This window comes from Paenibacillus sp. FSL R5-0519 (genome assembly GCF_037974275.1).
GTDB lineage: Bacteria > Bacillota > Bacilli > Paenibacillales > Paenibacillaceae > Paenibacillus.
Map to the genome: position 1 here is coordinate 1,440,021 of NZ_CP150234.1, position 24,355 is coordinate 1,464,375.

General features: G+C 47.8%; 20 protein-coding genes. 17 read left to right on the forward strand and 3 right to left on the reverse strand.

Annotation, left to right across the window (positions count from 1 at the left end; all coding sequences use genetic code 11):
* The first annotated feature begins 153 nt into the window (after positions 1 to 153).
* From MKY73_RS06350 to MKY73_RS06385, 8 genes are all read left to right on the forward strand, one after another.
* Entirely contained in the window at positions 154 to 1,182 is a 1,029-nt protein-coding gene (locus tag MKY73_RS06350) for a LacI family DNA-binding transcriptional regulator (RefSeq protein WP_339256731.1), read from the forward strand.
* A gap of 180 nt (positions 1,183 to 1,362) precedes the next feature.
* Positions 1,363 to 2,628: a sugar ABC transporter substrate-binding protein gene (locus MKY73_RS06355; RefSeq protein WP_339306310.1), complete on the forward strand. Its 1,266-nt coding sequence runs from the start codon at positions 1,363 to 1,365 to the stop codon at positions 2,626 to 2,628.
* 90 nt (positions 2,629 to 2,718) lie between these two features.
* A complete protein-coding gene (locus MKY73_RS06360) occupies positions 2,719 to 3,606 on the forward strand; it encodes a sugar ABC transporter permease (protein ID WP_036668619.1) in 888 nt (295 codons plus the stop codon).
* Positions 3,599 to 4,444, forward strand: coding sequence for a carbohydrate ABC transporter permease (locus MKY73_RS06365; RefSeq protein ID WP_036617294.1), 846 nt, complete (start codon positions 3,599 to 3,601; stop codon positions 4,442 to 4,444). The genes MKY73_RS06360 and MKY73_RS06365 overlap by 8 nt, the downstream gene beginning before the upstream one ends.
* 90 nt (positions 4,445 to 4,534) lie before the next feature.
* Positions 4,535 to 6,031: a glycoside hydrolase gene (locus tag MKY73_RS06370; protein WP_339306312.1), complete on the forward strand. Its 1,497-nt coding sequence runs from the start codon at positions 4,535 to 4,537 to the stop codon at positions 6,029 to 6,031.
* 366 nt (positions 6,032 to 6,397) lie between these two features.
* Positions 6,398 to 9,436 carry a beta-galactosidase gene (locus MKY73_RS06375; protein WP_339306314.1) on the forward strand — a complete coding sequence of 1,013 codons (3,039 nt, stop codon included), beginning with the start codon at positions 6,398 to 6,400 and terminating at the stop codon, positions 9,434 to 9,436.
* 388 nt (positions 9,437 to 9,824) lie between these two features.
* Positions 9,825 to 11,159: a glycoside hydrolase family 43 protein gene (locus MKY73_RS06380; protein WP_339306315.1), complete on the forward strand. Its 1,335-nt coding sequence runs from the start codon at positions 9,825 to 9,827 to the stop codon at positions 11,157 to 11,159.
* Positions 11,160 to 11,391: 232 nt separating this feature from the next.
* Positions 11,392 to 13,236 carry an RICIN domain-containing protein gene (locus MKY73_RS06385; protein ID WP_339306317.1) on the forward strand — a complete coding sequence of 615 codons (1,845 nt, stop codon included), beginning with the start codon at positions 11,392 to 11,394 and terminating at the stop codon, positions 13,234 to 13,236.
* Between the two features lie 130 nt (positions 13,237 to 13,366).
* Here MKY73_RS06385 and solA read toward each other — a convergent pair whose 3' ends face one another.
* Entirely contained in the window at positions 13,367 to 14,503 is a 1,137-nt protein-coding gene (solA, locus tag MKY73_RS06390; protein ID WP_339306318.1) for an N-methyl-L-tryptophan oxidase, read from the reverse strand.
* A gap of 165 nt (positions 14,504 to 14,668) precedes the next feature.
* Here solA and MKY73_RS06395 point away from each other — a divergent pair, with 165 nt between their 5' ends.
* The 6 genes from MKY73_RS06395 to MKY73_RS06420 all read left to right on the forward strand — a co-directional run bounded on the left by MKY73_RS06395 (position 14,669) and on the right by MKY73_RS06420 (position 19,303).
* Entirely contained in the window at positions 14,669 to 15,226 is a 558-nt protein-coding gene (locus MKY73_RS06395; RefSeq protein ID WP_339306320.1) for a GNAT family protein, read from the forward strand.
* A 109-nt stretch (positions 15,227 to 15,335) separates the two neighbouring features.
* On the forward strand, positions 15,336 to 16,091 hold the full coding sequence (locus MKY73_RS06400; protein WP_339236583.1) for an exodeoxyribonuclease III: 756 nt from the start codon (positions 15,336 to 15,338) through the stop codon (positions 16,089 to 16,091).
* 232 nt (positions 16,092 to 16,323) lie between these two features.
* Positions 16,324 to 17,307 (forward strand): alpha/beta hydrolase, encoded by a 984-nt coding sequence (locus MKY73_RS06405; RefSeq protein WP_339306322.1) that lies wholly within the window; start codon positions 16,324 to 16,326, stop codon positions 17,305 to 17,307.
* Positions 17,308 to 17,357: 50 nt separating this feature from the next.
* Entirely contained in the window at positions 17,358 to 17,504 is a 147-nt protein-coding gene (locus MKY73_RS06410) for a hypothetical protein (RefSeq protein ID WP_339306324.1), read from the forward strand.
* 31 nt (positions 17,505 to 17,535) lie between these two features.
* Positions 17,536 to 18,117 (forward strand): hypothetical protein, encoded by a 582-nt coding sequence (locus MKY73_RS06415; protein ID WP_339306326.1) that lies wholly within the window; start codon positions 17,536 to 17,538, stop codon positions 18,115 to 18,117.
* Positions 18,118 to 18,319: 202 nt separating this feature from the next.
* Entirely contained in the window at positions 18,320 to 19,303 is a 984-nt protein-coding gene (locus tag MKY73_RS06420) for a diaminopimelate dehydrogenase (protein ID WP_133385759.1), read from the forward strand.
* A gap of 78 nt (positions 19,304 to 19,381) precedes the next feature.
* Here the strand turns inward: MKY73_RS06420 and MKY73_RS06425 are convergent, their stop codons facing one another.
* On the reverse strand, positions 19,382 to 20,236 hold the full coding sequence (locus MKY73_RS06425) for a pentapeptide repeat-containing protein (protein ID WP_339306328.1): 855 nt from the start codon (positions 20,234 to 20,236) through the stop codon (positions 19,382 to 19,384).
* Positions 20,237 to 20,386: 150 nt separating this feature from the next.
* Complete coding sequence (gene gdhA / locus MKY73_RS06430; protein ID WP_339236569.1) at positions 20,387 to 21,772, reverse strand: NADP-specific glutamate dehydrogenase; 1,386 nt, start codon at positions 21,770 to 21,772, stop codon at positions 20,387 to 20,389.
* 388 nt (positions 21,773 to 22,160) lie between these two features.
* Between gdhA and MKY73_RS06435 the strand changes: the two genes are divergently transcribed.
* The 3 genes from MKY73_RS06435 to MKY73_RS06445 are packed head-to-tail and all read left to right on the forward strand — an operon-like array spanning position 22,161 to position 24,339.
* A complete protein-coding gene (locus tag MKY73_RS06435; RefSeq protein WP_339306330.1) occupies positions 22,161 to 22,634 on the forward strand; it encodes a GreA/GreB family elongation factor in 474 nt (157 codons plus the stop codon).
* Positions 22,624 to 23,130, forward strand: coding sequence for a cation:proton antiporter regulatory subunit (locus MKY73_RS06440; protein WP_339256707.1), 507 nt, complete (start codon positions 22,624 to 22,626; stop codon positions 23,128 to 23,130). The genes MKY73_RS06435 and MKY73_RS06440 overlap by 11 nt, the downstream gene beginning before the upstream one ends.
* Before the next feature lie 3 nt (positions 23,131 to 23,133).
* Positions 23,134 to 24,339, forward strand: a complete 1,206-nt coding sequence (locus MKY73_RS06445) for a cation:proton antiporter (protein ID WP_339236562.1) — start codon at positions 23,134 to 23,136, stop codon at positions 24,337 to 24,339.
* The last annotated feature ends 16 nt before the right edge of the window (positions 24,340 to 24,355 follow it).

Below are 24,355 nucleotides of genomic sequence, written 5' to 3' on the forward strand. Positions count from 1 at the left end.
CGGAGGAGAGGCTTACTTTTTTTCATGCTACCTTGGTAAAGCTCCTCAACCTGTCTTCACAGCCCAACAATGAAACCCATTTCATCGCCATTCCTTATCTGGTATGATAAGCAGGGAAAATAGGGAAAATTAGAGAAAAAGGAAGGTTCCGCTATGACACCGATCACCATATACGACATCGCCAAGGAAGCAAATGTATCTGTCGCGACGGTCTCCCGAGTGCTGAATGATACGGCACCAGTGCGTGCAAGCACCCGAGAGAAGATTATGTCCATCATCGAAAAACACCAGTTTCAGCCCAATGCGCAGGCGCGCAGTCTGATCAAGAAAGAGACGGGCACCATCGCCATCATCCTGCCGGACATTACCAATCCCTTCTTCCCGGAAGTGTTCTGGGGTGCGGAGAATGAGGCTCGTGGATTAGGGTACACATTCTTTCTCTGTAATACAGCAGGCGACTACAACAGGGAATCTGAATATTTGTCCATTCTGCGAGAAAAGCGAGTAGACGGTATTATTTTTCTCGGCGGGCGAATCAATATGCAGGTCTGTCCAGATGATATGGCTCAGGAATTGATTGATATGGGCAAACGCATGCCGATTGTGCTGGTCAATGGCAATATTGCCAAAGGCGGGTTCCACCGGGTGTATACCGATGAAGGAGCAGGGGCGGCCCTTGCAGCTGAGCATTTGCTTGAACTGGGGCATCGTGATATCGCCTTTGTCGGCGGGCTGAAAGAGTTATCCACCACCATGGTCAAGGTCAGAGCGGTACAGAAGAAACTTCGGGAACATGGGCTCGAAATACCGAAAGAACGGCAGCTGCTCGGAAGTTTCTCCATCGACGATGGCAAAAGGGAAATGTCCAAACTGCTGGATCGGGACAATCCGCCAACCGCGGTCATCTGTGTGAATGATAATACGGCGATTGGTGCAATCAAATCAACGATTGAGCATGGGCTCTCGATTCCCAAGGATATATCCATTGTGGGTTTTGATGACACGCCGCTTGCCAGTGCCGTTATACCGGAACTGACAACCGTATCCCAGAACACGTATCAGCTTGGCAAACAGGCTGTGGATGTGCTGCATGAGCTGATTAACCAAGGCAAACCGAAGAAGCAGATTATTCTGCGACCGGAGCTGATAGTGCGTCAAAGTACAGGACCTGCTGCAAGATAAAGGGCCTGTAATTGGAAAAGAAAGCGTTGACATTTCCTCGAAGGGTGAAATATAATGAGTGCGTGAATGAAACCCCTTTCATAAAGTGGAATGGGTTTTATGTTTCAGCTTAATGAAACCCATTTCATGAAACGGGTTTCAGTGTGGTCATCCATTCATTAGTTCAAGGGGGCGTAACGTATGAGAAGAAGTCTAAAGGTCATTTCTTTATTGATGTTGGTCATGGTAATGGGTCTGACAGCCTGTAGCAGTAAAAGTGGTTCCTCCGGCGAGTCCGGTGGCAAGGTAGATTTGAGCATGACGATCTGGGGTTCGGAGGATGAGAAGAAAATTTATCAGGAACGACTCGACATTGTGAAGCAGACGTATCCCGATATTAATGTGAAACTCAACGTGGTTGCAGGAGATTATGACCAGAAGGTACAGACCATGATTGCCGGAGGAACGGCACCCGACATCATGATGATTGCCGAGAACTATCAGGCCTACGCCTCCAAGAATCAGATTATACCGCTGGATGACATGATCAAGGCGAACAATGTGAATATGTCAGAGCGTTATTCCGATGATATTGCGAACCTAATGAAGTATGATGGCAAGCAATTCGGTTTGCCGGATCGTGCAGGCGCGATGGTCCTCTTTTATAACAAAGATCTGTTCGACAAGGCCGGGGTGGAATACCCAAACAAAGATTGGACACAGGACGATCTGATGGCGGCAGCTCAGAAGCTGACCGTGAAGGAGAATGGCAAAACAGTTCAGTGGGGCTACTATCCAGGTAGCTGGTGGCCACAATGGATGCAGCTCATCTACCAGAATGGTGGTTCGTTGTTCGATGAGAGTGGCAAACCAACTTTCGATACGGAGCCAGTGCGTAAAGCACTGCAATTCATGAATGATCTGACCTTCACCCACGGTGCAGGACCAACGCCAACCGAGATTGCCGACATGGGGAATATCGGCGCCGATCCGCTGTTTGCACAAGGCAAGATCGCTATGGAAACAACCGGTTTCTGGAACATTGGTTCGCTTGCTAAGGTCGAAGGCATCAACTGGGATATCTCACCGGTATGGGGCGAAACGAACGCATTCTTCAACGGTTTAACGATTACCAACGCTTCCAAACACAAGGAAGAGGCATTCAAAGTCATTGAAGCACTGACGACACCAGAAGCACAGTTGCCAATGATCAAAGCCGGTCAGGATGCTCCCGCAACCAAAGCAGGTCTGTCCAGTGATGAATTCCTGAATGCTGAATACGGCGGCAAGAAAATCAACATGGCTGCGTTCAGTGAATCAACGATCTATGCAGAACCGTTCAATCCGCAATGGAACGAAATGATGAAGCTGATTAACGACAAGCTGGGTGTGTACTTCAACAACAAAGCTTCACTTGATAATACCGTTACTGAAATCCAAAGTGGACTGGAAAGACTCTACAAATAGAGGTTGTTCAAATAGCATCGACAGGAGGACGGGTGGAATTCGGCATGATTGCGGGTTCCATCTGCTCTCTGCGTCATGGGAGGGCTTAACGTGAGAAAAAAGGACGGGAAATGGTTCTACATCTTCATCTCGCCTTGGCTGATCGGGTTCCTGGGGCTGACCCTGGGTCCGATCCTGTTTTCCATCTATATGAGCTTCACAAATTGGGATCTGTTCCAGTCCCCTGAATTCATCGGTATCGACAATTACAAAACGCTACTGACCGACGATCCGATCTTCTGGAAATCCGTCGGCAATACATTCTTCTATGCACTGATATCCATTCCGCTGGGCATGTCAATCTCACTCTGGATTGCATACTACCTGAACAAGAAGATCAAAGGGATTACTTTCTTCCGTATTCTGTTCTACCTGCCTTCCGTCGTTCCGGTGGTTGCAAGTTCATTACTCTTCATTCACTTGCTTGCGCCGACGGAGGGATTGATCAACCAGGCACTTGCGATCTTCGGTATTCAGGGTCCTGCCTGGCTTCTTGATCCCAACTGGGTTAAGCCTGCATTGATTCTCATGTCCTTATGGGGTGTGGGTGGTGGCGTGGTATTGCTGCTTGCAGGGATGAAAGGCATTCCGCAGGAACTGTACGAGGCCGCAGCCATCGATGGTGCGAAAAGCACACAATCGTTCTTCCATATTACATTCCCGATGCTGACTCCCGTTATTTTCTTCAATCTCGTGACGGGCATGATCGGGGCGCTCCAGACCTTCGCGCAGGTATTTATCGTCACTGCCGGGGGACCTGATAATTCAAGTCAGATGGTCGTTCCTTACCTTTTCCAGAATGCATTCCAGTTCTACAAAATGGGATATGCATCGGCTATTGCCTGGGTACTATTCATCATCATCATGGCGTTGACACTGGTTGTATTCCGTTCATCGGCGCTATGGGTGCACTACGAGGAGGGAAAAGCCAATGAGTAATCCATCGACTGTGGAGAAGACGATATCCTATATTTTTCTGATTCTGGTCGGGGTGCTGCTTGCTTCACCTTTCCTGTACATGATCTCCATTGCACTGGCAAGTGACGCAACAACCGTCAAATCAGCTTTTACCTTCGTTCCAATGGAGTTCCAGTGGTCGAACTTTTATACGATTTTCACGAATAACAATCTCGGAACGTATCTCAAAAACTCAGTCATTATTACCATCTTTACGATTGTTGGATCGGTATTGTCAGCTTCCATCGTGTCTTACGGCTTTGCCCGAATCAAAGCGAAAGGCAGCCGTTTCCTGTTTATCGTGTTGCTCAGTACGATGATGATTCCGGGTGAGGTGACGATGGTACCGCAGTTCATCATCTTCCGTCATCTGGACTGGATTAATACATTCTACCCGCTGATCGTACCGAGCTTCTTCGCCGGGGCGTTCAACGTATTCCTGATTCGACAGTTTGTCATGAGTATCCCCAAATCACTGGATGAAGCCGCCATGATCGATGGTATGGGACATCCGGGAATCTATTGGAAGATTATTATGCCACTGACTTATCCGATTCTGGCGGCAATTGCGATCTTCTCATTCTCCTATAACTGGGGGAACTTCATGGGGCCGCTCATCTATATCAATGACCCGGAGAAAATGCCGCTTGCACTTGGGGTGCAGCTGCTGACTACGGTAGGTGGCGGACAGATGCCGCCTTGGAACCTTGTCATGATCGCTTCCCTGTTCCTCACCATTCCGATGGTGCTGGTATATCTGTTTGGACAACGTTATGTCTACGAAGCCAACATTAGTGGCGGAAGCAGCGGAATCAAGTAACCGAAGTGTCTGTAATGTGTGTATGTACTGAACCTGACGTTGAACGTCAACGAAGTAATTACCGTACATGGAGAAGGGATTGTATAGCCCATGGCGCATAAAGAACAACGCAGCAGGAGCAAACGGAACTATATCCTCATGGGTGTAGCCCTGATTGCCCTGCTGGCAGGAGGAGGAATTGTTATCAATCATTTTGCCAATGAATCATCCAAAACGCTTGTATTCCAAGAGGAACCGGTACGTCTGAAGGTGGATCAGTCCTATGATCATTTTGAAGGCTGGGGCACGTCACTTGCCTGGTGGGCCAACGATCTTGGCGGATGGAAGGATCAGGCGAAGGTGAGTGAAGTGATGGATCTGGTCTTTGACCCGGAGAAAGGATTAGGTCTGAACATCGTTCGTTACAATATTGGCGGTGAGGAAAATCCGGAGATGAAAGCCCTCCGTCCCGGCGGGGATGTACCTGGCTTCCAGCCTGAACCTGGAGAGTGGGATTGGGAGGCTGATGCAGGTCAGCGGGCTGTATTACAAGGCTCGATGGAGCGTGGCGTGAATATTGCTGAAGCATTCTCCAATTCACCACCTTACTGGATGACGATCAGTGGATCGGTGACCGGAGCCGTGGATGGCAGCAATAATCTGCGTGACGATCAGTATGATGCATTTGCAGATTATCTGACTGAAGTCGTGAGGCATTATCGGGACGAGTGGGGGATCACCTTCCGCACACTGAATCCGCTCAATGAACCTTCCTCTGATTGGTGGAAGAAGGGCAATATGCAGGAAGGCAGTCATTTTACGAATGAGAAACAGGCCGAGATTATCAAGAAAGTTGCTGCATCGTTGAAGAGCAAAGGATTGGACGGAACCGTCATCAGTGCGGCGGACGATAACAGTATTGATGAGACGGTGTTTAATTTCAACCTCTATGATCAGGACACGCTGGACGTAATCCAGCAGATCAATACCCATTCCTATAATGGTAGCAAAATGGAGGAGCTGCGCACGCTGGCAGAAGGCCATGGCAAGAAGCTGTGGATGTCCGAGTACGGCACAGGCGGCAGCGAACCGCATAGTCATGAAGACATGACCTCAGTGCAAGAACTCGCAGAGCGCATCATGTTCGATCTGAAAATCATGCAGCCATCCGCCTGGGTATACTGGCAGGCCGTTGAAGATGAAGGCGCCAATAATAACTGGGGCTTCATTCACGCCAATTTTAACGGAGAAGAGCAGTATGAGATGACCAAACAGTATTACGGCATGGCCCAGTTTACGAAGTTCATTCGTCCCGGCGCGACGATTATTCCAACGGATGGTGGACGTACGCTGGCTGCCTATGACGCAGAACGTCAACGACTGGTGCTGGTGATTCGTAATGAATTGTCAGCTGGAACAACGGCGTTTGAACTGGAAGGGTATGCGTATGGAAAATCATCCACCGCTCAGGTGTACCAGACTTCACCAGAGCGAAATATGGAGCAGCTTGAAGACATTCCGGTGTATGCCAACGGACTTGAAGTGCCTACGGCCGACAATTCCATCACAACAGTTGTACTGGAAGGCGTGACGTTGCAGGAGAAGTGATAATAACACTCGGAAGGTTGCTCTGGCATCCTGAGTGCCAGTATAGATTGTCTTTTAGTTCAACAAATTTGGTTCGCCTTATATTTTAAAAGAGTTACAGGACATATGAAACTATGTAAATTGAACTAAACATTTACACCAAACGAAGAGGACAGAAAAAACCTGAAGAAGCGGAGCGTGCGCCTACAAGCTTTCTGCAAGAAAGCTACATCGGAAGCATACGCTATCCCCGGATTTTCCCCTTGATAAAAGGGAATCGAAAAATCTGGGGATAACAGCGATCGGAAGGTTGTTCTGTCATTGAAGTGCGCAGTGTAAATAAGCTTTAGTTCAATTTATATAAATACAGAGAAGGAGGGGATATCTTTGACAGAGAACACATCCCTTTTGCTTGAGGAACAGGAGAAGAACATCGCCAGGGCTGAAAATGGTGTTCAATCCGAATTAACGTACGATGCACGCAGTTTTTTCCTGAACGGAGAGCGTGTATTTCTGAACAGTGCCACGATCCATTATTTCCGCATGCCGAAGGAGGAATGGCGTGAGGTTCTGCTGAAGGCGAAGCTGGCAGGCATGAACTGTATCGACACCTACTTTGCGTGGAACGTGCATGAACCGGAAGAAGGACAGTGGTCCTTTGAAGGGGACAACGATTGTGGGGCTTTTCTGGATCTATGCGCAGAACTGGGCATGTGGGTCATCGCGCGTCCGGGTCCGTTTATCTGTGCGGAATGGGATTTTGGTGGTTTTCCATACTGGCTTGGTACGAAGGACGGCGTGAAATTCCGGGAGAATAATGAGACGTATCTGCACTATGTGAATTTGTATTTTGATCGGATTGTGCCGATCATTCGGGAGCGCCAGTTATCAGCCGGGGGCACGGTCATTCTCGTTCAAGTGGAGAATGAGTATGAGTACCTGATGGATGACGCCGCCGCAAGTGAACATATGATTACGCTGAGAGATGGATTGTTGCAACGTGGCATTGACGCTACGCTGATTACATGCGTTGGCGGGGCGGAAGGCACGATTGAAGGGGCTAATTTCTGGTCGGGTGCTGACGGGCATTATGAGAAACTTCGAGCCAAACAGCCGGACACCCCGAAGATGGTCACGGAATTCTGGACCGGATGGTTCGAGAATTGGGGAGGGCCTTCGGCTATTCAGAAGACGGCGCCTTTGCTGGAGCGACGCATCATGGAGATTTTGCGTGCCGGGTATACCGGAATCAGCTATTACATGTTCTACGGCGGCACGAACTTTGGTGGATATGGCGGAAGAACGATGGGTAGCAGTGACATTTTCATGATTACGTCTTATGACTATGATGCACCGCTAAACGAATATGGTCGGGTGACACCGAAATATGCGGTAGCCAAAAATCTGTCTTACTTCGTCCATGCTTTCGGGGCCTTTCTGATGGAAACAGAGGAAATTCCAGAAGAACAGATTGTTGTACGTCATCCTGAAGGCATATCTGTACGAGGCAGACAGGCAGACAACCAGAAAATGTGGTTCCTGGAGAGTCACAAGGATGAACGCGAGACGATGCACATTACGCTTGAAGAAGGGCGTACTCTTCCCGTATCGCTGAATCCGGGACAGATTGTTCCCTTGCTGGATCGAGTACAGATTGCGGATCAGGTATACCTGACTGCGGGTACGATGATTACAGGAAATGAAATGATCAACGGAGAATTGAACCTGTTCATCGTGGCCCCAGCAGGGCAGCGTTCCATAGTTGAATTGGAAGCCTTGGACTTGAACGTCATGGACAGTTCGGTGCAAGTGCTGGTCGAGCATGATTCAGCAAGGAACGTACACCGCTTCGACCTGTTCCATTTCCAGGAGCCGGGAATGATCCAACTGGAAGCAAACAGCACACCGATCCGTTTCGTCATTCTGGATCAAGAGATGATGAATCGAACATGGCGATTGGAAGCAACCAATCAGAAGGGACTACGTTATGCAATCGGGTTCGATGACGTGGACGTGTTGCCATCGGGTCAGGTGAAGGGCATGATCACGGATCCGGATCGCACGATTACGCTGCTTGGTGACTGGACAGATGGAGAACGGACATTAACGGGTCACGAGTTCTTTGCCAGCGAGGAGTCTATCAGTGGAATACAGCAGCAGCTCCCATGGACACCGCCAATCGCACCAACATTGTCTGCTTCGCCTGAGCTGTCTCGTATTACGTTAACTGCGAAGCAACGCTCGGCGAGTGGACAACCGGAGGACTTTTCCCGGTATGGACAAGATTTTGGTTATCTATTGTACGAATGCGATTTCGAGAGTGCAACCGAAGGGATGACCAGTCTCATTTTTCCAGATATTCAGGATACCGCCAGGATTATTGTCAATGGAGTACAACAGGTACTGGTTCGTCAGGTAGGTGCCGCAGGAGTTCAGTTGCAAGTAGTCCAAGGGAAGAACACACTTCAGATTCTGGTGCAGCATATGGGCAGATTGAACTTCTCTCCGTATTTGGGTGAGAGCAAAGGTCTGGCTGGTACTGTGTATCTGGATGGCCAGGTTCAGGATATTCGTCGGGATTGGCATACGGAGAGTGGACTTGTGCATCTCGATGAGGTGAACGCTATACATGGGGCGCCACTTCTCAGCAGAAGCTTTACGCTGGATGGTAGGGATCGGGCGATACTGGTGGGTGCCTTGAGTAAAGGCCTTCGTATCAATGGCATTGAAGTTCCGATGGAGGGATATCAGGATTGGTTTGCCTTCCAGACACTAGACATTTCCTTGTATATCAAGCCCGGAGAGACGAATACACTGGAAATGCCGTATAGCCGTTCCTCACTGAACCGACTGGAACTGATCACGTATCCGAGTCAGGGAGAACTGAAGGATTGGCGTATGGCAGGAACGGATGCCTTACTTCCGGAACAATGGGAGAGCACTGAAACAGGGCAAGAACTGGCTCAACTTAGCGTACAGGGGTCAATCCTGCGTACAGCACAGTCTGGTGTCGCCAAAAGTGGCAATGGGAATGCCAACCCGGTGACCTATACCTCAGACGGTGGAGGCTCAAGTGCTGCGGTGGGCGAGAAGTCTCAGCCCACATCTAATGCTCCTCAAGCACAAGGCTTGCATGGTCAGCCTGTATGGTACCGCTGGCATTTCACCAAGCCTGTAGTATCCGAGCATCATAAGGTGAACTTGATGCTTCGTCTGACCGGAATGAGCAAAGGAACCATTCACCTGAATGGCCATCATCTGGGCCGTTACTGGCAGATTGGTCCACAAGAGGATTACAAGATCCCGGTAGCTTGGTTACAGGAAGAGAATGAATTACTTTTGTTCGATGAAGAAGGCAGAACACCAACACATGTACGTTTCCTGCTGGATGCATTATCCCGTTATCCGTGGGTTGTGGTGAACTAGCTCATGTATTGAAATTGCTTTTTATAGAGATGGACCACTAGAAAATAGTAATACCAATAGCATCACATAACGCAAAAGTTAATTTTTTACCACAGTCATACCACCTCATTTCCGTAGTCGTGATAACCCGGGTTCATGAATCTTCGGATTCAGTCATGGGAGTGAATTGTACTAAGGAAATGGGGGAACTGTGGTGATCAGCTATGTACAATGAGCCAAGACAACATTTGTAATTTTATGATTTGTAACCGTTTACATAATTAATATTGTTCATCCATGATCTGTGAAGGGAGTGATGCTTCATGTAATTGGAATTGGAACAGGTAGCTGTAAGGTGTGTTAAGTCTGATTCATTATTTCATTCGATCATGGATAAGGAGATGACCTGATGTTAACGAAGAGGAAAGACAGAGCAAGAGGACCTAGCGTTTTCAAGGCTGGAATGATCCTTCTGCTTGGAACATTGCTTCTATTAACGATGTTATTCCCCAATACAGCGAGAGCGGCGACAAGTGTCTATACGATATCCGCCTTCACGAACACAAGTGAGTCCAATATGTATATCTATGAATCCTATAATGCAACCCACTATGGTTTGCTAAAAGGGCCAGCCTATACACCTCCGTCCGATCTGATTCGCGATCCCAGCATCATGAAACACACCGATGGTCTGTATTACGTCGTCTACACCACGAATTGGTCGGGTAACACCATAGGCATCGCCTCCAGCCCCGATAAAGTGAACTGGACATTTGTTCGTAACATTACTTTATCCACACCTGCCACAATCGCACACACCTGGGCACCGGAATGGTTCAAAGACAGCAACGGCAGTCTGAACGTTATCGTGTCCCTCTCACCAGGCAACTATGAGAATTTCAAACCTTATGTCATTACCGCTTCAGGCAGCAATTTAGCATCTACCTCATGGTCTGCACCTACTGAACTGGCAGGCATTGCTCCTAATTATATCGACACGTTTATTGTGAAGACAGGTTCTACCTATCATGCTTTTACCAAAAATGAGACCACTAAATACATCGAATATGCGACTTCCACTTCGCTAAAGGGTCCTTATACTTTCAAAGGTACAGGAGATTGGGCAGGTTGGGGATCTTGGGTTGAAGGCCCCGCGCTTGTTCAGCTGGATAATGGCTCCTGGCGAATCTACTTTGACGGCTATGCGACACAAAAATATTACTACAGCGACTCTGCTGACAATTTCCAGACATGGAGTACCAAGCAAGAGATTGCGGGTCTTACCGGACTCGTCCGGCATATGACCGTATTGAAAGAGTCCGGACAGCCGGGTGATATCCGCAAGTTGGAGTCATTCAATGTACCGGGAAGCTTCATTCGTCATTACAACTATCAGGCGCGAATCGACCCCAATGTGAGTCCGGCGGAAGATGCACAATTCCGTATTGTTCCCGGGCTGGCGAATGCAACAGGCATTTCGTTTGAGTCCATGAATTATCCGGGTTATTTCCTGCGCAATACTAATAGCAACATTACACTCGTGAAAAATGACGGCAGCGCTACCTTCCGAAATGACGCCACGTTCAAACGTGTCAATGGACTTGCTAACACCAGTTGGACATCGTATGCCTCGTTTAGTAACCCGAACCTGTATCTGAGACATTACAACAATGTGCTGAAATTAGAAGCTGTCGTTACTGCCCTCGATAAGTCAGACGCGACCTTCCGAGAGGTCGCACAATAATAGGTCTTCGTTTTCTAAGTTAAACTATACATTTACACGATAACGGAGAGGTCAGAAATAACTTGAAGAAGCGAAGCGTGCGCTTAAAAGCTTTCTGAAAGAAAGCTGCATCGGAAGCATACGCTATCCCCGGATTTTCCCTTTAAAGAATAATTAAAAATCTGGGGATAACAGCGATCGGAAAGTTGTTCTGACATCGGAGTGCAAGTGTAAATCACAAGGAGTGAAACGGATGAAATGGTTAAAACGAATGAGCTCGCTGCTGCTGGCAGGAAGTCTGCTAACAGGCAGTTTGGGACTGGGTACAGAAGTGTCTGCTGCTGGAGCTTACACGGCTGTTGCCGATCCATCGAAGCAATATCAGACGATGGAAGGATGGGGAACATCCCTCGCGTGGTGGGGCAAAGTGGTTGGAGAATATTCCAATCGGGATGAGTATGTAGAGAAAATGTTCAACGTGAATACCGGACTGGGGCTGAACATCCTGCGGTATAACATTGGAGGCGGGGATAATCCATCATCCAATGTCCTTGAATATCGCAAAGCCGTTCCTGGTTATCAGCCTTCTCCCGGCGTGTATGACTGGAATGCAGATGCAAACCAACGATATATGCTGCAAGCTGCCAAAGCGCAAGGCGTAAATATCATCGAAGCTTTTGCCAATTCCGCACCTTATTGGATGACGATCAGTGGTAATGTGTCCGGTTCGGCGAGTGGTGGGAACAACCTCAAGCCCGATTACTATGATGATTTTGCCGATTACTTAACCGAGGTTGTGAAGCATTTTCGGGATAACTGGGGGATCACATTTGATAGTGTAACTCCACTGAATGAACCGATCTCGACGTGGTGGAAGCAGGGCAACGACCAGGAGGGCATGCACTTTGACCGGGCGGATCAGAATACCATTCTGAGTCAGCTACAAGCTTCTTTGAATGCGAAGGGCCTGTCCACGAAGCTGAGCGCACCGGAAGAATACAGTATCGATGATACCAATGTGTCGTTCAACAGCTACAGCAATGCGGTTAAATCAGCGATTACTCAAATCAATACCCATACGTATGGTGGAAGCAATCGTACGGCTTTGCGCAACACAGCGACTTCTGCGGGCAAACATCTGTGGACCTCGGAATATGGCGATGGGGATGCAAGTGGACTTGCGATGTCACGTACCATCCTCAAGGATATTCGCAATATGGGCGCAAGTGCATGGGTATATTGGCAAGCCGTGGATAGTGCCGACGGATGGGGATTCTTCAAGAATGTGTTGAACAATACACAAACGACCAGCTACACCGTGAACCAAAAATATTATGTCATGGGCAATTACAGCAAATTTATTCGTCCTGGATACAAGATTATTGGCATGAGTGATGCCAACACCCTTGCGGCTTATGATGCAGCTTCCGGCAAAGTTGTATTGGTTACAACCAATTCGGAATCAACGGATACAACAGTAACCTATGATCTCAGTCGTTTTACGAACACAGGCACGTCTGCCCAAGTCTATCGGACTTCTTCAACGGAGAAGTTGCAGCAGCTGACGAACATTTCGGTGCAAAACAAAACCTTTACCGCTACGGCCAAGGCTAACTCGGTCACAACTTATGTCATTTCTGGTGCATCTTATAATGGGGGTACAGGATATGAAGCCGGCGCCATCTACAAACTAATCAACCGCAACAGCGGACTTGCACTTGATGTAAACGGTGCTTCTACTACGGGTGGGGCAACGATCATTCAGTGGAATGATAATGGAGCAGCCAACCAGCAATGGAAGCTGGAGTCGGCTGGTAACGGATATTACAACATCCGTAATGTAGGCAGTGGACTTTTGTTAGACGTGAATTCGAGTTCCACACAAGGTGGAGCCGCTCTGATTCAGTGGCAGGATAATGGGGGCAACAATCAGCAATGGCTGCCCATTGATGTGGGAGGATATGTGGTACTTGCGAATCGTAACAGCGGCCTGACGGTGGATATCAATCAAGGGTCTCTGACCGCGGGTGCCTCTACCATTCAGTGGGCCGACAATGGCGGAGCCAATCAGCAATGGAGACTCGTCAAAGTGAATTAGACTTGTGGTCATGAAATAACGTTCTTATGTATCCTTCTTTCTTGGAGGTGCAGTGTCCTAAGTAACACTGTATCCTCCAGGAAAGTAGCTATTTTAAACATATATATATGTTCATTCACCTGACTTGTATTTAACGAAAGCGGGATAGGGCGAACCTGCTGATGTCCTGATCCGTGTGCCCCGTTTGCACCAAATCGGATAATATTTGCCCAATGGCACTTGCGAACTTGAAGCCATGACCGGAGAAACCGCCGGCCAGCCACACATGGTCATGAGCAGGGTGTCGGTCGATAATAAAATCTTCATCCGAAGTGAATTCATACTTGCACACACTACCCCGTTTCAATTCTCCAGCTGCCTGAGGCATATGAAGTTCGAGCAGCCTGCGCAGATCACCCTCATCCGACTCTTCCGTACCAAAAGCAGCCATTGTACTTCCAGGTGTCCACACCTGACCTATATCATGACGCCCCATCTTCAGTCCTGATCCGCCAATGCTTGGGAATCCATAATATGTACCTTCTTTTCCTGCCAGTGTAAAACCGGGGAAGTGTGCTTCGCCATACAAAGCTTCAGGTGCATCAAACCATCCAACCGTTTTACGTACAGCCTGAATCGGGAGATCCACGAAGGGCTTCAACGTCTGGAACCAGGCACCAGCGCTTAGGATGATGTGATTTGCATGGTATGTCTCACCACTCGAAGTTTGAACTGCAACGGAATGTGGTCCGCATTCAATATGTTCTACGCGAGTATGAGTTAACAAGGTTGCACCATGAGACTCGGCTGCCTTGCGAAAGGCACGAATACAGGGTTCACTATATAAATAACCTGCATCAGGCTCATACATGCCCTCGTAATGTTCAGGTACGGTAATCCCTGGCCAGCGTTTCATCACCTCGGCTGCATGCAATGTTTCATAACGAATGCCTGCATCATCTGCATGGCTCAACCGGTTGTGGAAGGAATGAATCTCCGGATCAACCACATTCAGTACACCAGATGGAACAAACAGTGGATCGCCAGTCGTTTCCTCCAGCTCATGCCATAACTTCTGCGCAAGCAATGCCATAGCGATATAGTCAGGCCCACCACTGTACACATGTCGCATCAGTCTCGTATCTCCGTGATGGCTTCCTTCCGTATGCGGAGGGTCGAAGGCATCTATTAGTAAAACTTTGCATCCACTGCGCGATAGATAATAACCTGCACTCATGCCCATGGAGCCGGCTCCTGCAATAATAATGTCATATGATGATGTGGTCATGGTTCCGCCTCCTAGTCTATTTCCCATGTTAATCTTCTAAAGCATAATGTAGTCTCCCCTCTTTTAATAGTCAATAGAACAGCTTATAGAGAAGAGAGAGATGTGAATAGAACATATTAATAGTAAAATGGACTTCTACAATGGATGTTGCAAAGGAGACCAAGCATGAGTGAGCAATTCAGTTTTGATCTATTTCCATTAATTCAGACAGAACGATTCATCCTCCGGTCGGCAGAGGCTGGGGACAGCCATGATCTGCTCGCGTTATATTCGGATGAAGCTGTGGTTCAATATATGCCATTTACTCCTTTTGAATCCTTGGAGGATGCACAGGGTGAGATGAAATGGTATATGAAGATTTTTAAGGAACACACGGGCTTACGTTGGATGATTGAAGACCGTGAAACTCGTAAAGTGATTGGAACCTGTGGGTTCCTGAACTATGAAGATGTACATAATCGTGCAGAGATTGGATACGACTTGTGTTCCTCTTTCTGGGGCCGGGGTGTGATGACGGAAGTAGCCCATGTCGTGTTACATTTTGGATTCACGCATATGCAACTCAATAAGATCGAAGCTAAGGTTGAACCGGAGAACGAGGCATCAATTCGCCTGCTACACAAGCTTGGTTTTCAGAAGGAAGGTTTGCTTCGGCAGCATGAGTTCGAGAAAGGCAGATATATTGACCTTGCGGTGTTCTCCAAGTTACGAAGCGAAATATAGGCAAGATAGCCCACAAGGATTCCAATGACTCCATCTCATTCCAGAGCCGTGAGGCTTGTCCCTCTGAATGAGCCCGTGCTATATTGGAGAGATGTGAGGAGATGAGGATATGAAGCTGGTGTCCTGGAATGTGAATGGTTTAAGGGCATGTGTGACCAAAGGATTTATGGATTATTATCAGGAGAGTCAGGCGGATATTTTCTGCCTTCAGGAGACCAAATTACAAGCCGGACAGATTGAGATGGACCTGGGGGAAGACGTTTATCAATATTGGAATTATGCAATCAAAAAAGGTTATTCCGGTACGGCTGTATTTAGCCGAATCAAGCCGATATCCGTTCGTTACGGAATGGAAGAGGACAGCGAGCCAGAAGGCCGGATGATTACGCTGGAGTACGATGAGTTTTATCTGGTGAATGTGTATACACCAAATGCCAAGCGGGATCTCACCCGGCTGCCCTACCGTCTGGAATGGGAGGACCGATTCCGGGGTTATATTCTGCAACTGGAGCAGATCAAACCGGTTATCGTCTGCGGTGACCTGAATGTGGCTCATCAGGAGATCGATCTGAAGAATCCGAAGCCCAATCTGGGCAATTCCGGCTTTACCCTGGAAGAGCGTGGCAAGATGACCGATTTGCTGGCTTCCGGGTATGTGGACAGCTTCCGCCATCTGTATCCGGATCGTACGGATGTATACAGTTGGTGGTCTTATATGCCGAAAGTCAGAGAACGGAACGTGGGCTGGCGCATTGATTATTTTCTCGTATCCAATCAATTGGCACCCAAGGTGGCGGATGCACATATCGACTGCCATGTGATGGGCAGTGATCATTGCCCGGTGGGTCTTACATTGCAACTATAGGTAAGGATCGGCGTGAGATGGATTGAGCTAAGAAACTTAGAATACAAGTATAGATGAGCTGCAAGTTTCCTGAATGGGAGACTTGCAGTTTTTTTGGCGTAAGGGTAGGGGATTGAAACTGGACTTTGGTTGGGGAAAGGACTGGACTCGGGATTGTTTCAATCCCGCTATTTCTTGGGTACGATTGAAACATACATATATAGATGAACCTTGGGAATAAGGGGTAGAGAAGATGAAGAAGGGGTTACGGAGAGGGTTAAAGGTACTGGGAGGCATGATGTTTGCCACAGGACTTATACTGCTGGCAGGTACAGCATATGAAGCGTATCAATCCACGCAGGATATGAAGTCTTATCCCCCGCCAGGCAAGTATTATGAAGTGAGCGGTCGCAACATGCATCTCTACACCGCTGGCAGAGGAGAAGTTACGGTGGTTTTTGCTTCAGGGTGGGGTACACCCAATCCGTACGTGGATTTCAGTCCGCTGTATGACAAGTTGAAATCCAAGGTGAAAATTGCGGTATACGATCGGTTTGGGTACGGGTACAGCGACTATACGAATGAACATCGTGATGTAGATACCATCACGGAAGAGATCCACCAATTGCTGCGAACATCCGGACAACGTCCACCTTACATCATGGTAGGTCACTCTCTGGGTTCCTTGGAGACACTCCGGTTTGCGCAAAGGTATCCTGATGAGGTGGCTGGCATGGTCATGATTGATGGCGGAAGCCCGGAGTATTACAGTCGTACAGACCTGAATACACCAGAATGGATGATGGATTGGTCCCGTTTTCTGGTGAAAACAGGCATTGCACGAACATTGCTGCAGTCGGATCACATGATGGCGTCTCTGGTCATCGACCCCAAACTGGTAACGGAACCGATGAAAAAGGCCGTCACGATATCCACGCTCAGACATGCGTACAATGACAATGTCATGGAAGAGATTCGGAATTCCAGAATCAATGCAGCGTGTGTGCTTGAGAACAAAACAAAGTTCGATTTTCCACTGGCGATCCTGACAGCGGGTTCAGAGAAATCGGATGAGGACAGTCAGGCATGGCAGGCCGATCAAGCGGGTTTTGCTTCATGGTCAACACACGGCACACAGCTGACGGTTCCACACGCGAAACACGGTATCCACAGAAGTCAGCCGGATATTGTTGCCGCCGAAATTATGAAATTAGTGACAACGTCCAGTGACTTATGAGTAAGATGATCCCACAAACACATGATGAACAGGATGAGGAGGAGGGATGGATGAGAAAGTTTAGAGTGATTACCCGGTTCCTCTCCATTCTCGTAGCCAGTTGTCTATTGTCTTTAAGTGTATTATCTGTATCTGTGATATGGGTCAAGAATAACGTTCATGCGGTGTCTGTGATCCAGTCGTTTGAGCGTGATTAACATAAACAACGAAGAAGAAGGAGTGGTATGGATGGTGAAGAAAAAGAATTATGTATTGGCCTGTGCAGTTCTGGCGATGATGGTGGCCTTGAGTGCTTGCAGCAGCGCAGCAGATGAACCGACAGGTGACGCAGAGAAGGTGGACAGCGAAGTTTCCTCCGGAACGGGTGAACAAGTGACCAATGAAGGAGTGAGCGAAGCAACAACAAGTGGAACGACCGAGACGGAGGGGACAACTGAGCCAGCCGAATCGGATTCAGACAGCGGTGAGGAGGCCGTTGCTGGAACGAATGAGTTGCCAGGAAATTTGCCAAGTGACTTTCCCCTGCCGGAAGATGCAACCATTCGTTTAGCCAATTCCGGTGAGGATGAAGGCAAGCAATCGGCCATGGTGATTTTCACCACGGAACAAGATATGAAGACCGTATCCAAGTTGTACAAAGACTACTTCGATGCCAAAAAGTTGACGGATGCAGGTCAGACGATTGATGACAAAAATATTATTATTCAGGGAACCGACCCGGAAACGCAGGATGTCTGGTCCTTAATTGGAGGGGCACTGGCCTCACAGGAAGGCGTCATTGAACTGACATTGACTTGGTCCGAATCATAAGGAGTATAAGACTATTGTCCTCTTCTGCTTTCTTTCCTCCTATAATAACGAATCAAAGTCAAAATACCTTGCATGCGGAGCCGCATTATTGCTGCACCGCTGCAAGGTATTTTTATTTCGAACTGGAAACCTGACAGGTTACATGGTATGTTATATCATTATAATAGATTAATAGACAACTATAGAAGAAGACAGGAGAGGATTGAACATGATTAGAGTGGGTATTGTTGGTTACGGTAACTTGGGTAAAGGGGTAGAGAAAGCCATTTCCCAGAATGAGGATCTTGAACTGATTGCTGTGTTTACACGTCGTAATCCGGAGCAGATGGTCGCTGAAAGCACAGAAGTTCGCTTTGAGCATATCTCTGCAGCGGAGCAATACATAGGCAAGATCGATGTTATGATCCTGTGTGGTGGCTCGGCAACGGACCTTCCGGAGCAAACACCAGCCATCGCCAAGTTGTTCAATACAGTAGACAGCTTCGATACACATGCCAAGATTCCTGAATTTTACAAGGAAGTGAATGCTGCGGCAGAGCAAGGCGGTCATGTAAGCGTCATTTCCACAGGTTGGGACCCAGGCTTGTTCTCCATGAACCGTCTGCTTGCACAGTCCATCCTGCCAGAAGGAAAAGAGTATACGTTCTGGGGCAAAGGTGTTAGCCAAGGTCACTCGGATGCTATTCGTCGTGTTCCAGGTGTTAAGGCGGGTGTACAGTATACTGTACCTGTGGAAGAGGTTATCAACCGTATTCGTGCAGGGGAGACACCAGAGCTGTCTACACGTGAGAAACATCTGCGTCAATGTTATGTGGTAGCTGAAGATGGCGCCAATCAGGATGAGATCCGTGAGACGATTGTATCGATGCCTAACTACTTTGCGGATTACGATACTACTGTAACGTTCATTACTGAAGAAGAATTAAAATCCGAGCATGAAGGTATGCCGCATGGTGGATTTGTAATTCGCAGTGGTGTTACAGGTGCCGGTCAAAAGCAAATTATTGAATTCGGTCTGAAACTCGACAGCAATCCTGAATTTACAGCGAGTGTACTTGTAGCGTATGCGAGAGCCGCACAACGTTTGAGCGTGGAAGGACATAAGGGAGCGAAAACGGTATTTGATATTCCGCTCGGTCACTTGTCCCCGAAATCGGCTGAAGATCTTCGCCGCGACTTGTTATAATTCTGCTTCATTTCTGTAGTTTCAATAACAAACAGCTCGTCCCTGGATGTATAGGACGAGCTGTTTTTTTGTTTTGTGCTACACCCAATGTGAGGGAATGTTGAGATGATCAGGTAACTTGGTATTCACATTACCTTTGGCTGCATTAATCTGCGATTGCGTGAGGAAGATGCCACCTCTCAGGTCTGCACCGCATAGATCCGTATCCCGCAAGTCCGCACCAATCCAATCGGCATTTCGTATATCTGCATGTTGGAGGTTGGCTGCGATCATTAAAGCCCCTCGGAAGCTTGCGCCCCGCAGATCAGCCCCTTTTAAGTTGGCACCAAAAAAGTCACTTCCGGTACGTTTTTTATTCTTCTTCGACTTCCCTTGTCCATGAGCGGCGGCTGGCACATTCGCACGTATCATTTCACTGGCCTGAACCAAGAGTTGATTCACCGAGGACCGATAATGAACGATGTCCAGACGCAGGAGGGCCGCAGGCTCCAGATTGCTCAAGCGCTCGATCTCCTCATATAACTCACCGAATGCCGAGTGAAGGGATGATGTCTCCGGTCTCATCATCATTTCCTTCATATAACTGAGCAACTCGTGAATTTGTCGCAAGGCAGGCAGACAATCAAACATCTCCTTTGCAGACTCCGGATGATCACGCCAATCCTTGCCCGCGTAAGTTACTTGAGACAGCTTCTGTCCAGCTCCGAAACAGTCATATACCGTACAGCCTTTGAACCCTTTCTGCCGAAGCTGGGTATGGATACCGCAGCGATTGTCCGTGCGCAGATTGGGACAGGGTGTGCCGCTGGCCTTTTCAAAAGCAAAATCAGATGACTTGCCATAGGGCAAGGCAACACAGCACAGGCCAAAACATTGCTCGCAGTCTGCACTCAGATGAGGACTCGCAGTACTGACAAATGGTTGGTTAGACAATGTAAACACTTCCTTATACGAGTACAAATAAATGGAATTACGTCTGTACCACTTTACCATTGCCCTGCGATTAGAGCAATTAGAGACAATGAAAAAAAGGCGTTTACCCAAATAAGATGGGAACGCCTTTTAATCGTGGAGAATCAAAAATTAAACTACACCTTGAGCGATCATGGAATCAGCGACCTTGAGGAAACCGGCGATATTCGCTCCGGCTACGAGGTTGCCTTCACAGCCATACTCTTCAGCAGCTTCCACACAGCTGTTGTAGATGTTCTTCATAATGTCATGAAGCTTGGCGTCTACTTCTTCAAATGACCAGGACAACCGCATGCTGTTCTGTGACATTTCAAGAGCAGACACGGCTACACCACCAGCATTAGCCGCTTTGGCTGGACCAAATAGTACGCCCGCGCCGTGGAAGACATCAATGGCAGCCAGGGTGGAAGGCATATTTGCGCCTTCGCCAATGGCTTTCACGCCACCTTTAACCAGAAGGGCAGCAGCTTCTTCATCGATCTCATTTTGCGTCGCACACGGAAGAGCGATATCACAAGGAATAGACCAGATTCCTTCACAGCCTTCGGTATATGTAGCATGCGGATGTTCTTTGATGTATTCGCTGATGCGAAGACGATCAACCTCTTTCAGACGTTTCACGGTATCCAGGTTGATACCTTGTGGATCGTATATGTAGCCACCTGAGTCACTGCATGCCACGACTTTGGCTCCAAGCTCCTGGGCTTTTTGAATAGCATAGATGGATACATTACCAGACCCAGAGACTACGACTGTGCTGTCTTGGAAGCTGAGGTCTTTGGATTGCAGCATCTCCTTCACGAAGTACACACATCCGAAGCCAGTGGCTTCCTTACGTGCCAAGCTTCCTCCGTACAGCAGACCTTTACCTGTCAATACGCCTGCTTCATGCCCACCGTGGATACGTTTGTATTGGCCGAACATGTAACCGATTTCCCTTGCGCCTACACCAATGTCACCTGCCGGTACATCGGTATCTGAGCCGATATATTTGTACAGCTCTGTCATGAAGCTTTGCGTGAAACGCATAACTTCCAGATCCGATTTTCCTTTCGGATCGAAGTCAGAACCACCTTTACCACCGCCGATAGGCAGACCGGTCAAGGCATTTTTGAAGATCTGTTCGAAGCCGAGGAACTTAATAATGCCCGAGTATACAGAAGGGTGGAAGCGAAGTCCGCCTTTGTAAGGACCAATGGCACTGTTGAATTGCACCCGGAATCCACGGTTAACCTGAACTTTGCCCTGATCATCTACCCATGGGACACGGAATGTGATTACACGTTCGGGCTCGACAAGCTGTTCCAGCAGACTATGGTTCCGATATTTCGGGTGTGCTTCAATAACTGGAATAAGGGAATCCAGAATTTCTTTGACAGCTTGATGGAACTCGTCTTCATGCGGATTTCTGGCGACAACCGACTCATAGACGGAATGAACATATTCTGCGGCAGTAACTTGAACGGACTCTGTAGTTTCTTTTGTTATCGTGGACACTTTTTCGATGCACTCCTTTATCGTGTTAAAGTCTTTAAATACCTATTTGCATAAATTGAATAAAAGTTTGTAGTTAAATATACAGTAAAGCAAATAAAAATACGAGATATAAATTCATAAAATGTTTTTTATGCAGTAATTAAAATGTTCTATGGATCTACCACATGATGTGAAGAATGAAGTTATTAAATGGAAGATATGACCACAAATGATAATATAAAAGCAAGTTAGACGAATATACTGGATTAAAATATTAGTTTTGGTAAGATGGTAAGAAGGTCTCGTATCCCGAGGCCTTTTAACAATCAGAAGGAGGACAACAAGATGATGAAGAGAAACATGCCAATCAACATGGAGAACAAGGCTTGTATAGGGGGTGAAATCTATTATGAACCATAGGACTTCCCGCCATAATTGCAGAGAGAAGCTGGTGATCCAGCTATTTACATTCGGTGAAGAGAAAAGAACATTTCTCGACGCCTATTTCGACGTGCGTGATCCAGAGCGAATACAAATGGAAAAACAACTGCTGGCCTATACGGAATATGTGGAAAAACTGCTATTGGGCCCTGATGAAGATCTGGACTCGGCTGTATTGATCGGCAGTCATATTGATTTCGAATATATCGATTTTCATACGTCAGATTCATTCATGATTGTCATGCCAGAAGATACGGATCCGGATGAGGGTCGCATTTCCTTCCTCTCTCCAGTGGGGAGTCAATTGCTGCTTGGCCGCAAAGGGGAAGTTAGGTCTGTCCATACACCATCAGGTTCCATGAGAATACGCATCACAGGCATTGAGCTGCGGGGCGAAACCTTAAACGAGTCGGCCTTGGGAGGTGCAGATCATGCACTTTAAAGAGACAGACTTACCAGGGATTGGACGTAAATACTGGCTGCATACCCGTAGTGGTGAGCACTTGGTCATTGTGATTCATAATGACGAAAGGCGTGACCTGTTCCATATGGAGTCAGGGGATACACCTGAAGAGATGGGGGATATGGTATCTCTTGTCACCCTTGACGATGATGAAGCCCGGGCGGTAGCCGCCATCGTTGGGGGTATGACCTATAAACCGAAGTTTCAGGATGAGCGTGAAGTCATGCTTGAAGGGTTGTTAATCGAATGGCTACGAATTGAACCTCACGCATCAAGCGTAGGCATGACGATTGGTGAACTGGATATCCGTCAGGCTACGGGCGCTGTTATTCTTGCTGTGGTGACCAAGGAGAAGGAGAAACATTTTAATCCTGGTCCGGATTATGCTTTTACCGCGGGAGCTACAGTTGTCGTTGCCGGTGAACGGAATCAGATTAAACACCTCAAACAATTGTTGACTGATGGACGGACTTAGCCTATGGATATGCTCATATTCGAAGTGGGAATTGCCGTTGCGCTGATTACACTTACTGGGCTGATATCTTCACGATTACGATTTTCAGTCATTCCTTTCTATATTCTGATTGGTATGGCTGTTGGACCACATGCACCACAGATCGGCATAGTGGATTTGCGTTTTATTGAAAGTTCGACCTTTATTGAATTTATGGGCAGGCTTGGCATTTTGTTTTTGCTATTTTACCTGGGTCTGGAGTTCTCTGTCTCCCGTCTATTAAAGTCTGGTAAAGCCATTCTGACCGGAGGCATGTTCTATGTAGGGCTTAATTTTGTCTCTGGATTACTGCTGGGGTGGTTCATGGATCTGCCCCTTCAGGAGACTCTCGTTGTCTGCGGGATCATGACGAGCTCTTCTACAGCCATTGTAGCCAAAGTGCTCGTTGATCTGAAACGCACGGCAAACCCCGAAACAGAGATTATTATGGGCATGATCATGTTCGATGACTTGTTCATCGCGATTCATATCTCCATCCTGACCGGGCTTGTGCTCAGCGGGGCAACTTCATTCTTAAGTGTTCTGCTGGTATCCCTGTCTGCCCTGCTGTTTATTGTGCTGTTCCTGATTATTGGCAGGAAAAGCATCAAATATATTGATAAGGCACTGAATATCAAGTCATCAGAGTTGTTCCTGCTTACCGTCATGACACTGCTCTTCCTGGTAGCTGGTTTCTCGGAAACATTGCATGTAGCAGAAGCCATTGGAGCATTGATGATGGGTCTTGTGCTGGGCGAATCAAGACATGTCAGTCGGATTGAGCACCAGATCATGCCTTTCAAAGATTTTTTTGGTGCCATTTTCTTCTTCAGTTTTGGTCTGACCATCGAGCCGTCTTCACTTGGCGGAGCAATTGGCATGACGATCATTGCCGTTATTCTGACGATCGCCAGTAACTATGGTGCAGGCATGATCGCTGGCAGATTGGCTGGAATGAGTCCTAAGGCCTCCTTGAATGTGGGCTTTACCCTGGTCTCCCGGGGCGAATTCTCCATTATCATGGCGAACATCGGCAAGGCCGGAGGGCTGATGGTATCCATTCAATCGTTTGCCGTATTGTATGTGTTAATTCTGGCTGTGCTGGGGCCTATCCTAACGAAAGAATCTCCGCGGATCTACGCACAGTATGAGCGACTAAGGAAGCGGGTGAAACGAAGGGAGACAGGATGAGGCGATGTAGCTGTCC

Excerpts from the sequence above, each read along its gene's own strand:
- MKY73_RS06350 (WP_339256731.1), top strand. The coding sequence starts at position 154 with ATGACACCGATCACCATATACGACATCGCCAAGGAAGCAAATGTATCT.
- MKY73_RS06355 (WP_339306310.1), top strand. The coding sequence starts at position 1,363 with ATGAGAAGAAGTCTAAAGGTCATTTCTTTATTGATGTTGGTCATGGTA.
- MKY73_RS06365 (WP_036617294.1), top strand. The coding sequence starts at position 3,599 with ATGAGTAATCCATCGACTGTGGAGAAGACGATATCCTATATTTTTCTG.
- MKY73_RS06370 (WP_339306312.1), top strand. The coding sequence starts at position 4,535 with ATGGCGCATAAAGAACAACGCAGCAGGAGCAAACGGAACTATATCCTC.
- MKY73_RS06380 (WP_339306315.1), top strand. The coding sequence starts at position 9,825 with ATGTTAACGAAGAGGAAAGACAGAGCAAGAGGACCTAGCGTTTTCAAG.
- MKY73_RS06385 (WP_339306317.1), top strand. The coding sequence starts at position 11,392 with ATGAAATGGTTAAAACGAATGAGCTCGCTGCTGCTGGCAGGAAGTCTG.
- solA (WP_339306318.1), bottom strand. The coding sequence starts at position 14,503 with ATGACCACATCATCATATGACATTATTATTGCAGGAGCCGGCTCCATG.
- MKY73_RS06395 (WP_339306320.1), top strand. The coding sequence starts at position 14,669 with ATGAGTGAGCAATTCAGTTTTGATCTATTTCCATTAATTCAGACAGAA.
- MKY73_RS06400 (WP_339236583.1), top strand. The coding sequence starts at position 15,336 with ATGAAGCTGGTGTCCTGGAATGTGAATGGTTTAAGGGCATGTGTGACC.
- MKY73_RS06405 (WP_339306322.1), top strand. The coding sequence starts at position 16,324 with ATGAAGAAGGGGTTACGGAGAGGGTTAAAGGTACTGGGAGGCATGATG.
- MKY73_RS06410 (WP_339306324.1), top strand. The coding sequence starts at position 17,358 with ATGAGAAAGTTTAGAGTGATTACCCGGTTCCTCTCCATTCTCGTAGCC.
- MKY73_RS06415 (WP_339306326.1), top strand. The coding sequence starts at position 17,536 with ATGGTGAAGAAAAAGAATTATGTATTGGCCTGTGCAGTTCTGGCGATG.
- MKY73_RS06435 (WP_339306330.1), top strand. The coding sequence starts at position 22,161 with ATGAACCATAGGACTTCCCGCCATAATTGCAGAGAGAAGCTGGTGATC.
- MKY73_RS06440 (WP_339256707.1), top strand. The coding sequence starts at position 22,624 with ATGCACTTTAAAGAGACAGACTTACCAGGGATTGGACGTAAATACTGG.
- MKY73_RS06445 (WP_339236562.1), top strand. The coding sequence starts at position 23,134 with ATGGATATGCTCATATTCGAAGTGGGAATTGCCGTTGCGCTGATTACA.